This is a genomic window from Glutamicibacter sp. (assembly GCF_035257265.1).
GTDB lineage: Bacteria > Actinomycetota > Actinomycetes > Actinomycetales > Micrococcaceae > Glutamicibacter.
In genome coordinates this window covers 36,541-49,942 of record NZ_DATEXC010000042.1, presented here as the reverse complement: position 1 = coordinate 49,942, position 13,402 = coordinate 36,541, and the positions used below count along the sequence as shown (strand labels likewise).

The 13,402-nt window shown below is 56.2% G+C and carries 11 protein-coding genes; 6 read left to right on the top strand and 5 right to left on the bottom strand.

Features of this window, described 5'->3' with window-relative positions; all coding sequences use genetic code 11:
* Positions 1-11 precede the first annotated feature (11 nt).
* The 3 genes from VJ369_RS12280 to VJ369_RS12270 form a co-directional block, all read right to left on the bottom strand.
* Entirely contained in the window at positions 12-926 is a 915-nt protein-coding gene (locus VJ369_RS12280; RefSeq protein WP_414652659.1) for an NUDIX hydrolase, read from the bottom strand.
* Positions 927-987: 61 nt separating this feature from the next.
* Complete coding sequence (locus VJ369_RS12275; RefSeq protein WP_324092358.1) at positions 988-1,464, bottom strand: RidA family protein; 477 nt, start codon at positions 1,462-1,464, stop codon at positions 988-990.
* 22 nt (positions 1,465-1,486) lie between these two features.
* Entirely contained in the window at positions 1,487-1,642 is a 156-nt protein-coding gene (locus VJ369_RS12270; protein WP_096283344.1) for a hypothetical protein, read from the bottom strand.
* Positions 1,643-1,679: 37 nt separating this feature from the next.
* On the opposite strand from VJ369_RS12270, the gene VJ369_RS12265 reads away from it, so the two are divergent.
* The 5 genes from VJ369_RS12265 (at position 1,680) to VJ369_RS12245 (ending at position 9,625) form a co-directional block, all read left to right on the top strand.
* The gene (locus VJ369_RS12265; RefSeq protein ID WP_324092357.1) at positions 1,680-4,016 is read left to right on the top strand and encodes a transglycosylase domain-containing protein; all 2,337 of its coding nucleotides are present in this window, start codon (positions 1,680-1,682) and stop codon (positions 4,014-4,016) included.
* A 115-nt stretch (positions 4,017-4,131) separates the two neighbouring features.
* Positions 4,132-5,085, top strand: a complete 954-nt coding sequence (locus VJ369_RS12260; RefSeq protein ID WP_324092356.1) for a metallophosphoesterase — start codon at positions 4,132-4,134, stop codon at positions 5,083-5,085.
* 171 nt (positions 5,086-5,256) lie between these two features.
* Positions 5,257-7,077 carry an ABC transporter ATP-binding protein gene (locus VJ369_RS12255; protein ID WP_324092355.1) on the top strand — a complete coding sequence of 607 codons (1,821 nt, stop codon included), beginning with the start codon at positions 5,257-5,259 and terminating at the stop codon, positions 7,075-7,077.
* On the top strand, positions 7,074-8,882 hold the full coding sequence (locus tag VJ369_RS12250) for an ABC transporter ATP-binding protein (RefSeq protein WP_324092354.1): 1,809 nt from the start codon (positions 7,074-7,076) through the stop codon (positions 8,880-8,882). The genes VJ369_RS12255 and VJ369_RS12250 overlap by 4 nt, the downstream gene beginning before the upstream one ends.
* A gap of 14 nt (positions 8,883-8,896) precedes the next feature.
* Complete coding sequence (locus VJ369_RS12245; protein ID WP_324092353.1) at positions 8,897-9,625, top strand: class I SAM-dependent methyltransferase; 729 nt, start codon at positions 8,897-8,899, stop codon at positions 9,623-9,625.
* Between the two features lie 64 nt (positions 9,626-9,689).
* Here VJ369_RS12245 and VJ369_RS12240 read toward each other — a convergent pair whose 3' ends face one another.
* Together VJ369_RS12240 and purD are read right to left on the bottom strand one after the other, a co-directional pair.
* Positions 9,690-10,595 (bottom strand): phosphoribosylaminoimidazolesuccinocarboxamide synthase, encoded by a 906-nt coding sequence (locus VJ369_RS12240; protein ID WP_324092352.1) that lies wholly within the window; start codon positions 10,593-10,595, stop codon positions 9,690-9,692.
* Positions 10,595-11,881: a phosphoribosylamine--glycine ligase gene (gene purD, locus VJ369_RS12235; protein ID WP_324092351.1), complete on the bottom strand. Its 1,287-nt coding sequence runs from the start codon at positions 11,879-11,881 to the stop codon at positions 10,595-10,597. The genes VJ369_RS12240 and purD overlap by 1 nt, the downstream gene beginning before the upstream one ends.
* Positions 11,882-12,069: 188 nt before the next feature.
* On the opposite strand from purD, the gene VJ369_RS12230 reads away from it, so the two are divergent.
* Positions 12,070-12,993 (top strand): asparaginase, encoded by a 924-nt coding sequence (locus tag VJ369_RS12230; protein WP_324092350.1) that lies wholly within the window; start codon positions 12,070-12,072, stop codon positions 12,991-12,993.
* The last annotated feature ends 409 nt before the right edge of the window (positions 12,994-13,402 follow it).

The window sequence follows — 13,402 nt, the reverse complement described above, 5'->3', positions numbered from 1 at the left end:
GCGCAAAGTTTTTAGTGCCCTGGCTCGGCCTGCCAAGGACGAGTTGATTCGTCGCCCAAGGTGCCAAGTACTTCCAGATAATAGGTGCCATCACGCACCAGCAGGTCCGGGTGCTGCACATCCAGGCTCCGCGCCCGGGAAAGGTACGCGACCACTCCGTGCGCGTCCACCATCCGCTCGAGCATGAGTTCCACAGCTGGACTGGTAATTTGTGACAGCCGCAGGTCCTGAGTGTTGGGTTGCCCAATCAGGTCTCCGAGGCCGCTGGTGGCCCGCTGCTCGATGATCTGCTCCGTACTGCACCATTGAGCCCATTGGCCCTTAGCGCGCAGCAGAGAGGGTTCCTGGCGCAATGGAACCGTCGCCGCGAAGTACCAGGTATCAAAACGGCGGAAAGCAAAGTTAGGACTCACCCAGTGAGCCACCGGACGCAACAGATCCGTACGCAGCCCTAATCCGCGTCTGCGCAAGAATTCTGCAAAGTCTAAATCCTGCCCGGCAATAGCCTCACGGGCAGACATCCACTCTTCGGGATCGCTCATTTCGATGACCGTTTGTTCGTCGGTGCCGGCCAGCAAGATTCCGGTTTCTTCAAAGAGCTCTCGGATCGCGCAGACAAGATGTACGCGCACCAGCTGTTGATCCAGCACGTCTAATCGTTTGGACCACCCGGTCAGGCTCGGACCAAACCACTTGTACTCGGCTCGATCTGAAGCCTCGACGCTTCCGCCGGGAAACGCCACACTGCCCAAGGGAGATTCACCCGGACGGTAGCCCAGAAAGGTTTCCACGCCCAGGGCGCCATCTTGCACCAGGCACACCGACGAGGCTCGGCGTGCGGCTCGGGGCGTGCGCGAACCATAGGTAAACCAATTTTCGGCCGCGGGAATTTGATGTGGCGGCAGCTCAACCAGGCGACGTGCCATGCCGGTGCGCGCGCCAGACGGGATCGCCCGGCCCGCGCGCACACCGGAATGGCGTTGTGGACTACTCAAATTCGGCGATGACCTCAACCTCAACCGGGGCGTCCAATGGCAATACGGCTACGCCGACTGCCGAGCGTGCATGCACGCCGGCTTCGCCAAGAACATTTCCGAAGAATTCAGATGCACCGTTGATGACACCAGGCTGGCCGGTAAAGGCTGGATCCGACGACACGAAGCCAACGACCTTCACGATACGCTTAATGCGATCTAGGTCACCTACTTCTGCCTTGATCGCTGCCAGCGCATTCAGTGCGCAGGTCTGTGCCAATGCCTTGGCTTCTTCAGCCGAGACTTCTGCCCCGACTTTGCCTCGAGCTGGGAGTTCACCATTAATCAGCGGCAGCTGACCGGAGGTGTAAACGTAGTTGCCCGTGGTGACCGCCGGCAGGTACGCGGCGACCGGCTTGGCCACAGCTGGCAACGAAAGACCGAGCTCGGCCAGACGAGCCTCGACACGCGAGGAAGTAGCTTCTTGCATGGGGTTTTACTCCTTCTAAAAGTTAAGCTTTTGGACGCTTCATGTAGGCCACTGGATTGGTGCCATTTGGGCCCGGAACGATTGCTACCAGTTCCCAACCGTCATCACCCCACTGATCCAAAATCTGCTTGGTTGCGTGGATAACGAGCGGCAAAGTGGCGTATTCCCATTTAGTCATACTCGATACGTTAGCGCGTCCTTGTAAACTAGTAGGTATGGCAGCCAAGAAGTCCCCCTTTTTTGACACAGCTACCACTCTGGGAAAGATCGTTGCGTTCTTCGGAATCAGTGCCCTTTGTGGTGTGCTGGCCGCGGGCATGATCGTCCCCGTGGCAGCAATCGCTAAAACCGGTTTGACCACCGGAAATAATATTGTAAGCGCGCTTCCGAGCACCTTCGAGAAGCTTCCAATTCCGCAGCCTTCGCGTGTCCTGGACACCGAGGGCAAGGAGATCGCGACGTTCTACGAACAGAACCGCGATCCGGTGAAGCTCAAGGATATTTCGCCGGAAATGCGTAAGGCAATCGTTTCCGTGGAAGATGAGCGTTTTTACGAGCACAACGGTATCGACCCCAAGGGCATCGCCCGTGCGGTTGTCGGAAACCTGACCAGCTCGTCGCGTTCCGGTGCGTCAACGTTGACGCAGCAGTACGTCAACAACCTTTTGGTCAATAACCAGATCTTGACCGGTTCCAAAGAGAGCACCGTTTCAGGTCAGAAAGAATACTCTGACAAGATTCGTGAGCTGAAGTATGCGGTAGCTATCGAAAAGGAAATGTCCAAGGACGAAATCCTTGAAGGCTACCTGAACTTGGTCCTCTTCTCCGGCCGCGAGTATGGCGTGCAGGCTGCCGCTCAGCGCTTCTTCTCCGTAGACGCCAAGGACCTGAACCTGCAGCAGTCGGCAATGCTCGCCGGCATGGTTCAGCTTCCAAACGTGTACAACCCAATCAACAACCCCGAGCGTTCCTTGGACCGCCGCAATAAGGTGCTGGGCAATATGTACCGCACCGGTGCGATCACTAAAAAGGAATATGACAAGGCCGTCAAGTCGAAGCTTGGGACGAAGCCCAGTTCTTCAGCCTCGGGCTGCATGGCAGCCGGGGACGATGGATATTTCTGTGACTACGTCACCAACTTGATCCTCAAAGACAAAAACTTTGGTAAGACCAAAGAGGATCGCCAGAACCTGCTCTTCCGCGGTGGCTTGACCATCAAGACCACACTGAATTCTGCCTTGAACAAACAGGCTGCCAAGGACGCTCGCGAAGCGATTGATCCACATGCCAAGTCCAACAAGGACATCTACTCCTCGCTGGTTTCGGTTGAACCCGGCACCGGCAATATCTTGACTATGGCCCAGAACACCGAGTACGCGCCTGAATCCAAGGAATCCGGCAGCCGTACCTTCTACAACTTTGCTGTAGAACGTTCACTCGGCGGCGCGGGTGGCTTCCAGGGCGGTTCGACCATGAAGCCATACACCACGCTTGCGTGGTTGCATGAGGGCAACAAAATGTACGACAAAATCAATGCGAAACGTCCGTACTTCCCCGTCATGCACAAGTGGAGAGCTTCGTGCATGCCAGGCGGTACAACAGTCACCGGCGGATCAGAACCGTGGGAGCCAAAGAACGCTTCGCGTGGATTCTACCGGACGATGACAGTGGACACCGGTCTCTACTGGTCAATCAACTCAGCGACGATCCAGGAAGCTGCAAAGGTTGATCTCTGCACCATCGCTGACTACACCACCAAGCTCGGCCTGCTGGATCAGGATGCCGATAACGGCAAGCCGGGTCCGATTTCTCCGGCAAACCCTGCCTTCATCATTGGTTCGGCCAACATCACCCCAATGGCGCAGGCAGCCGCGTTTGCTACCTTCGCAAACAAGGGTGAATACTGCGAGCCACGCGCCATTACCTCGGTGGTGGATAAGGACGGGACCAATTACAAGGTTCCTAAGGAAGCATGCTCGCAGGAAATTGATCCGCAACATGTTGCTGACCTCAACGGAACGTTGAAAAAGATTGCGACTCAACGTGTCTCCAAGGGGCAGGTTGCTGGGCCGATTGCCGGCAAGACCGGTACAAATAACTACGCGACCTCGACCTGGTTCGTCGGCTACACCACCGGCATCTCCACCGCTTCGTGGGTAGGACGCTTGGACGGCAAAGCCGCCACTGAAGAAAATGAGCTACACGGCGCTATGGTCAACGACCAGCGCGCTCCGAAGATGGTTGACTCCTCGACCTATGCCGCTCCACTCTGGGTTGATTTCATGTCCAAGGCTGTTCAGCAGTACGACCGCAATTCATTCGGTTCCGTGTCAAAGGCTCCTAAGCCCAAGCCGAAGCCTAAGGAAAAAGACAGCTCAGACAGCTCGGACAGCAGCGACAATAAGTCGGATTCGAAGAAGGAAGACTCCAAAAAGGAAGATTCCAAGAAGTCGGACGACAACAAGTCGGATTCGAATAAGTCTGAAAACAAGGGCAAAGAGAAGTCCAAGCCGACTACTCCAGCCAAGCCCGGAGATGGTTCGAACGGCTAAATAACTACTAAAGGCCGCGTTCAACTTTGGTTGAACGCGGCCTTTCGGTTTAGATTGGCATTATCACCAGACTCAGATGGGTCTGTTCCCCCGAAAGGACAATGACGCACCGGTCATGGTTGAAAAAACTAATTTCTCTTCGGCATTCGGTCGAGCCACCAGTACCACGGCGCTGCTTGCCGGCGGTGCCGCCGCGGTTGGCAGCGCACTTCTTGGGTACGGGCTTTACGAGACACAGAAATTCGGGCTACGCCGCGAAACCGTCAAAGTCTTGCCGCGAGGTGCGGCAGATATGCGCGTTTTGCATCTCTCGGATATCCATATGATCCCTGGGCAGGCTCTCAAACGCCGCTGGTTACATCAGCTGGCAGATGAGCGTCCGGACTACGTGATCAATACCGGTGACAATCTCAGCCATCGGGAAGCCGTCCCTGCGTTGATCGACGCATTGGAGCCACTGATGCAATTTCCTGGCGCTTTTGTTCCCGGATCAAATTGTTATTACGCACCTAAGCTGAAAAATCCTTTCAAGTACCTCACTCGCAGTACCGGCCGGCCTAACCCCTCGGACCGCGACATGCTTCCTTTTGAACAGATGCACCAGGCTTTTGGAGCCGCCGGCTGGGTCAACATGACCAATCGCTCCTACTCCACAGCGCTCAATGGGCTCCGCCTTGATCTCACCGGTATCGACGATCCGCATTTGGACCGAGACGAGTTCGCTGGCTGGCCGCAGGGCTCGTCGACCAGTTACCAGGCACCGCATGTGCGTATCGCTCTCACGCATGCCCCTTACCAACGTGTGCTGGATCGGTTCACCGAAGAAGGTGCCGACATCATCTTCGCCGGCCATACCCACGGCGGACAGGTCTGCATCCCAGGCTACGGCGCGCTGGTCTCAAATTGTGATTTGCCCACCTGGCGAGCACGCGGACTGACGGATTGGGAACATGCTGGACGCAGCGTTCCGCTCAACGTTTCAGCAGGCATTGGACACTCTCGTTTTGCCCCGATCCGAATAGCTTGCCCACCCGAGGCGATACTTCTGACATTGACCGCCAAAGACTAATATTCACCAACTCTTCAGACCCCCTGCTTAGTCCAAGCAGGGGGTCTGAAGTCGTTTCTGAGCCTGAGACAAATAATCTATCGGATAGGGATTGTTTGATTGAATTTTCCCAACTACTGACTGTAGGCTGTAGTCCGGTCGATATTTTTTGGTGATGGTGGGGTAAAGCGCATGGCGCGAGAGAAAAACGCGGAACCGGCAGATGCGGTTTCATTAACTACCACTCTCAAACGGCTAGGACCTTTTGTCCGCCCGATTCTCCCCCGGCTCATTGGCGGTTTCTTCTGCGCCTTAGGTGCAGGCATTGTGGCACTGGCGATCCCGCAGGTACTTGCCTGGCTGGTCAATAACGTGCTGGATGCCGACGGCACCAGTACCCAGATCTGGATCGCCATGGCAATTGTCGGCGGCCTGGGATTCCTCGAAGCACTGTTCATCTTCCTCCGCCGGCAGTTTGTGCTTAACCCGGCGGCCGGACTTGAAGCACACATGAGGATCCGCTTCTACAAGCATCTGCAGCGCCTTCCCGTGGCGTTCCACGAGCGTTGGGGCTCGGGACAGCTGCTCTCCCGCTCCATGTCTGATCTGTCGCTGCTGCGGCGTTGGCTCGCCTTCGGCGCGATGATGCTCGTGGTGGATACCGTTACCGTGATCACCGGCCTGGTCCTGATGTTTTTCCACTCGTGGATTCTTGGCCTGCTCTATTTGCTCGGTGCCATCCCTATCGCTATCAAGGCCTACCAATTCAGAAACAACTATCGGACAGCAAGCCGGCTAAGCCAAGACCAGGCCGGCGACCTCGCCACAGCGGTCGAAGAGTCGGTCCACGGCATCCGCGTCATCAAGGCTTTCGGCCGTGGACGCTACGTCTACGAAGGATTCAGCGAACAGGCAAAGTCACTACAGCAAACTGAAATCTCCAAGGCAAAAACCCTGGCTGGTTTCTTGATGGCGGTAGTCGCAATCCCAGAAACGATTCTAGGAATCGGCCTGCTCATCGGTATTTCAATGGTTGCCGGCGGCTCATTGAGTGTTGGTTCCTTGGTTGCGTACTTTGCGATCGCCGCGGTTATTGCCGGTCCGGTAGAGGGCATGGGAATGCTTCTTGGCATGACGCTGAGCACCAAAACTGCTTTGGACAGGCACTTCGAGGTGATGGATGCCGATAACGATATTGTTTCCCCGCAGGAGCCTCGCACACCCCAGGAGCGAACCGGCGAAGTCCAACTGAAGCACGTACGCTTTGCCTATCCCGATGATTCCGGGCGAGGCCGTCCGGTGCTCGCGGATATTGACTTCACCATCCGTCCTGGAGAAACCATGGCATTGGTAGGAATTACCGGCTCAGGTAAGTCCACGTTGCTGAATCTAGTGCCACGACTACACGACGTCAGCGCAGGACAGGTGCTGGTCCACGGCCAAGACGTGCGTGAATGGGACCTGGAAAAGCTTCGGCAAGAGATCGCGGTGGCCTTCGAAGACACTACGCTCTTTTCAAATTCCATCCGCGAAAATGTGTTGCTCGGCGCTCCCGCGGAACTAAATTCTGCGCAGCGCGAGGAGCTTCTGACCCAGGCGCTGGATGTTGCTCAAGCGCAGTTCGCGTACCAGCTGCCCGAAGGCGTTGAGACGCTGATCGGTGAAGAAGGCCTCTCGCTTTCCGGCGGACAGCGTCAACGCTTGGCCTTGGCGCGCGCCATTGCGGCGCAACCGCGGATCTTGGTTCTCGATGATCCGCTCTCTGCCTTAGACGTACGCACCGAAGAGGCAGTCACCACCAAGCTTCGTGAAGTTCTTCGCGGAACAACAACCTTGGTAGTCGCCCACCGGCCCTCCACCGTGATGCTTGCAGACCGGGTTGCGCTACTTCGCGATGGGCGCATCGACGCAATCGGCAGCCACACACATCTGCTCAGCACCAATGAACATTACCGCTACGTGATTGCCAGCTTGGATGACGAAGCACCGATCAACGAGGAGATCTCACGATGAGCAAACCCCTGGGTGTCTCTGGCGAAGACAACATCAACCTCAGCGGTGTTCAACGCAAACAGGTCCGCCGCCGTTCCTTTAGTTTGCTGGCCAAACTGGCGATGCCGCAAAAGAAACTATTTATCCTCACCGTGGTACTGGTTTTGGTCTCCAATGCGGCCCGCGTCGCCTTGCCGTTGCTCATTGCCTTGGCTATCGACTGGACACTGCCCCAGGTTCGTGAGGGCAACTGGAGTGCCCTGGGAATATCAGGTGGCGCCTATATTATTTGCGCGATTCTGGCTGGTGTCCTACTAGCTTGGTACATCAACTGTGCGGCCCGAATTTCTCAAGCCATGCTCCTGGATCTGCGTCAGCAAGTCTTCCGCCACACGCAGCGATTGAGCTTAGAGTTCCACGAGAACTACACCTCTGGTCGTATTATCTCCCGGCAAACCTCGGACCTGGAAACCCTGCGCGAGCTGTTGGACCAAGGCGTCTCGGAGCTGGCCTCCTCCTGCGTGTTTGTGGTCTTCACGCTGATCACTATCTTTGCTTTGGACTGGCGCAGCGGTTTGGTACTTTGCATTGCCGCCGTCCCGGTAACGATCCTGTTCTTCTGGTATCAAAGCCGCTCCGAGGTTCTCTACCGCGAATCTCGCGTGGTCTCCGCGAAAGTCATCTCCACTTTTGTGGAAACCATGACAGGTATCCGTGCGGTGAAGGCCTTCCGCCGCGAAGCTGCCAATGATGAAAATTATGGCGACGTCGCAGAAAAATACCGGGTCAACTCGGTACGTTCCTTTAATCTTTTTGGAATTCTCCAGCCTGGCCTCGTGCTCATTGGTAACCTCACCGTGGCGGCGCTGCTCGCCTATGGTGGTTTCCGAATCGTGGACGGCACGCTGGCGGTCGGTGTGATGGTCGCTCTATTGCTGGCGGCTAAACGCGTCTTCCAACCCGTAGAGCAGATCGCGATGTTCTACTCGTCCCTGCAATCTGCAACCGCAGCGCTTGAAAAAGTATCCGGACTTTTGGAGGAAGAGCCAAGCGTCAAGGAACCGCTCAAGCCACGGAGCATCGAGCAGGTTAAGGGCGAGATCGTTTTTCGCGACGCGGTCTTTGGCTACGGACAGGGCCCAATCATTATGGATCGCTTTGACCTCAAGCTTGAGGCGGGGCAAACCGTTGCGGTGGTCGGCCAGACCGGTGCCGGCAAATCAACACTGGCCAAACTCATTTCGCGTTTTTATGATTTGCGCTCCGGAAGTCTCGAAATAGATTCTGTGCCAATTCAAGAAATCTCAAATAATGAACTGCGCGAACACGTAGTGATGGTGACTCAGGAAGCATTCCTGTTCTCTGGGTCGGTGGCCGAGAATATTGCTCTGGGCAATCCCACGGCAACGCTGGCAGAAATCCAAGACGCTGCCAAGGCGGTTGGTGCCCACGAATTCATTCTGGAACTTCCCGAAGGCTACGAAACCGACCTTAACAAACGTGGTGGCCGCGTCTCGGCCGGTCAACGACAGCTCATTTCCTTCGCTCGCGCGTTCCTGGCGGATCCTGCAGTTCTTATCCTCGATGAGGCAACCAGCTCGCTGGATATCCCATCCGAGCGCGCCGTACAACGTGGTCTGCAGCAGCTGCTGGGTAACCGCACGGCACTGATTATCGCGCACCGCCTGTCCACAGTGCAGATTGCTGACCGGGTGCTGGTGGTCGACGATGGCAAGATTATCGAAGATGGCACTCCCGAGCAGCTCATCGCTGATCAGGGCCGCTTCGCTTCCCTGCATAAGGCCTGGAAGGATTCGCTGGTTTAGCCGGCCTGTAGACGATGACTGGCGAACTCAGCGACTTTGTTCAGGCCCCGAATCAGGGCTTGCATCCGGAAGTCTATGAAATTGAAAACAACGCAATGGATCGAAGCGGAGCGCTTTTCACACGGCTTCAAGCTCTTGCGCCTTGGGATGGCAAAGTTCTGTTGGATCTTGGTTGCGGGACTGGCTATTGGTTACCGAAGTACCTCAGCGGTGCTGGAACCGTCATCGGCGTAGAGCCAGATGTTAACTTACTTGAAGCGGCACGTGCACGTAGTGCGCGCATCCAAGTGCATCAAGGTTCCGCCGAGCATCTTCCGTTTGCCGATGATAGCCTCGACGTGATTCATGCTCGTTTTGCGTATTTTTTCCCGTCAAGCACGAACGATTGTTCGGCGGGAGTTACCGAAGCACTGCGAGTGCTACGGCCCGGTGGTTCCTTGCTGGTCATCGATAACGATCACCAGCAAGGTGAATTCGCATCACTGCTGCAAAGTAGCCCCTGGGCGGCGGCACAAGGCGAGTCAAACTACACCAGAGGCTGGTGGGAAGACCAAGGTGCCACAAGGCATGAGGTGATGAGCAGCTGGAAGTTTGATTCTGTCGAGGACCTTGCCAGTGTCCTGCACATTGAATTCCCTGCGCAGCTGGCACACGAGTGGATCGCCGAGCATCCTCAGGCCACGGAATTGAGCTACAGCTACGTGATCTACTTCGTACGCAAGGAAGCTACAGACGTACAGTAAATGGGCGTAAAATAGGCCGGGGCGAAGAAAGAGTTTTCTTCACCCCGGCCTATTTTTGGATCGATTAGGCGGAGTACTTCTGCCCGGTCAATCGCTCATATGCTTCGATGTAGCGTGTACGAGTCTTTTCGATAATATCTGCCGGCAACGCCGGAGGCTGCTGCCCGGAATTCTTGTCCCACCCGGATTCTGCCGAGGACAACCAGTCACGGACGAACTGCTTATCAAAACTATCTTGAGCCTTGCCGGGTTCATAAGACTGCGCATCCCAGAAACGTGAGGAGTCCGGGGTGAGCACCTCGTCGCCCAAGGTAATGTCCCCCGTCGCAGGGTCCAAACCAAATTCGACCTTCGTATCGGCCAAGATGATGCCGCGTTCACGAGCGATATTTTCGGCACGCTCATAAAGTGCAACGGTCTTTTCCCGCAGTGCTTCGGAGACGTCCAGACCAACGCGCTCCACGGTCTGCTCAAAGGAAATATTCTCGTCGTGTTCCCCTACTTCGGCCTTAGCCGAAGGGGTGAACAACGCTGGCTGCAACCGTGAACCATCAACTAGTCCCGCTGGCAGCGGCAAGGCGCACACCGTGGAGGAAACCTTGTACTCGGCCAATCCAGAGCCGGTCAGGTAGCCACGGGCGATGCACTCAATGGGATACATCTCAAGCTTTTTGCACACCATCGCACGTCCGGCAACTGCCTCTGGTACGTCGGTGGATATCACGTGATTGGCGAAATCACTGAGCTGATTGAACCACCACAGACTGAGCTGGGTCAGTACCTTGCCCTTATCGGGGATCTCGCTGGTCAGCACAAAATCATAAGCACTGATTCGGTCCGAGGCGACAACTAGCACCCGGTCCGAGTCTGCAAAGCTGACACCTGATGGTAGGTAGAGGTCGCGGACCTTACCGGAGTAGAAATGGTCCCAACCTTCTAAGGAAAGTGTTTCTGTCTGAAATCCTGCCATTACTTGCTTTCCTCATTCGTTAGGATTTCTCCACGTTCGGCCTTCAACGCAATGTCGCTGCGCGACTGCGCTCCAGGCCAACTGATCTTAGCCACACCGGCATAGGCGCTAGCCCGCGCACTGGACAGATCATCACCCAGGGCAACGACGGCCAGAACACGTCCACCGGACACGATGATGTTGCCATCAGCATCGGCGCTGGTGCCAGCATGCATGACATGGACGTTAGGAACCGCATTGGCCTGTTCAAGCCCGTGAATTATTTCGCCCTTCACCGGGGAGTCAGGATAGTTCTCTGCGGCAATGACAACGTCTACTGCGGTCTGCGCAGACCAGCGCAGCTGTTCGGCGTCATCCAATGTTCCGTTCGCTGCAGCTAGCAGGATGCCGCCCAAAGGAGTCTTCAGACGAGCTAACACCGCTTGAGTCTCAGGATCACCGAAGCGAGCGTTAAACTCGATCACGCGGATGCCACGCTTGGTTATGGCAAGGCCGCAGTACAGCACACCGGTGAACGGGGTGCCGCGCTTTTCCATTTCGCGCAAAGTTGGATAGGCGACGCGGTCCATGACCTCGTCGACGAATGTTTCGGGCAGCCATTCAAGCGGTGAGTAGGCGCCCATACCACCGGTATTGGGTCCCTGATCATTGTCGAAGATTCGTTTGAAGTCCTGCGCCGGTGCCAAAGGCACCGCGTGCTTACCGTCGCAAATGACGAAGAGTGAAACTTCCGGGCCATCCAAGAATTCTTCGATGACCACGGTACCGCCGGCAGCAAAGCAGACTTCGGCGTGGGCTAGGGCTTCGGCGCGGTCGTTGGTGACCACAACACCCTTTCCGGCGGCCAGTCCGTCGTCTTTGACCACGTAGGGTGCGCCAAAGTCGTCAAGCGCGGAGGCTGCTTCGGCGGAGTTGGTAGCCACATGCGCCATCGCGGTGGGCACCTGTGCGGCGGCCATCACGTCCTTGGCGAATGCCTTGGATGCCTCCAGCTGGGCAGCGGCCTGAGTTGGGCCGAAGACGGGGATACCTGCCTCGATCAGCGCATCGGCAACACCAGCGGCCAAAGGCGCCTCGGGGCCAACGATCACTAACTCGCTAGCCAGTTCTTTTGCCAGCGCCAGCACCGCTTGCGGGTCTTGCGCATCGATATTGTGGGTGGTGACGTCCTGTGCGATACCGGCGTTACCGGGAGCGCAATGAACCTCATTGACGTAGGGGTCTGCACTCAGTGCACGGACAATTGCATGCTCACGGCCGCCTGGGCCAATAACCAGTACCTTCACCCCGCCGAGTTTACCGGAGATTAGTGCCAGGTTATTGCTCTATGACCGGTCAATGAACACTTCTTACAAGTCATAATCTATCTTCGACCTTCTATGGTTTCCTGATATTTGAGCTGCTCTATGCACCGTTTAGACTGAGCCTTATGGCTTCGGCGATAGACATCACACACTGCACAGAGCTTCTTCGGGTGACCCGTAATTCGGTCGTTGAATCCAGACACTATGGCGCCGCGGTGGTGCTGGACGCTTCGGGAGAAGCACTCGAAACCCTCGGCGATCCGCAGGCGCTGATCTTTCCGCGCTCAGCACTGAAACCTTTTCAAGCTATCGGTTCTCTGCGCGCCGGGGCGGTTCTGAACTCCGCCCAACTTGCCTTGGCTTGCGCCAGCCACCTGGGTACCGCCAGACATCAGCAGTTGGCGCACAGCGTGCTCGCCTCGGTGAACTTGGGCGAAGATCATTTGCAGTGTCCGGCTTCTTGGCCAGGCGATTCCGCCAGCAGAACCGAAATGATCATTGATGGGCGCAGCAAGAACAAATTGGCGTTCAACTGTTCGGGTAAGCATGCGGCGTTTCTTGCCGCCGCGGTATCGCTCGGAGAGCCGGTGGAAACGTATCTGAGTCTTGAGCATCCGGTACAGCAGTACGCGTTGGAAGCAATTGAAGAATTCTGCGGTCCGGTCACTTTTGTGGGCGTGGATGGGTGCGGTGCTCCGGCACCCCAAATGTCCTTGCATTCCTTAGCCAAGGGATTCAAAAATCTCAGTACCAGCAGCGATCAGCATGTCCGTGCCGTCGCCCACGCGATGCGCGAACATCCTTGGGCGGTACGCGGTCCCGGAAGCCCGAACACCATAGTGAATGAATCCACAGGGATTATTGCCAAGTTGGGTGCCGAAGGCGTGCTGGGCATGAGCACCGATCAAGGGGTGAGCGTGGTGGTTAAGATGCTGGATGGCGCATCGCGTGGAACGGATCGGCTGGCTCTTGGGCTGCTTGCCAAACATGGTGCCCTCACACCGCAGAAACTGAAAGAATTGTCTTCTAGACTGGCGCCGGCAAACGCCACCGCGGGCGCACTCGCGGCGCAGATTCACTATGCCGGTCAGTGACTCATGGAAGATCGGCGCAAGCGAATCTGAGTGAATCCCAAACCCAAGCTTTCGATATCGCCACCGACTTTACAGTAAGCCCGTGCTGATACCTGTGCTCGAATCAGCAGTAATCAACTTCGCGTTCTCACGTTCAGGAAAACTAGACAACCACGTATGAGAAACCTCGCGCGTGCTCCCTTAGCGCCACTATCACTTCAACGCCCCACGACACCGCTTTTCGGAAAAATGATAACTCCTGCATTGAGGCGGAAGATGAATATTTCCGCGCAATCGCTAAATAGATGCCTTACCAAGAACTTACATTTTTTGCTTGATAGTAGTTGCGAACACCCTTCCGGTTAGTCATTTTAATGATCCGAGTCTAGGATAATTACGATTCGCCAAGGAGTTCGTCTGCAGAAGTATC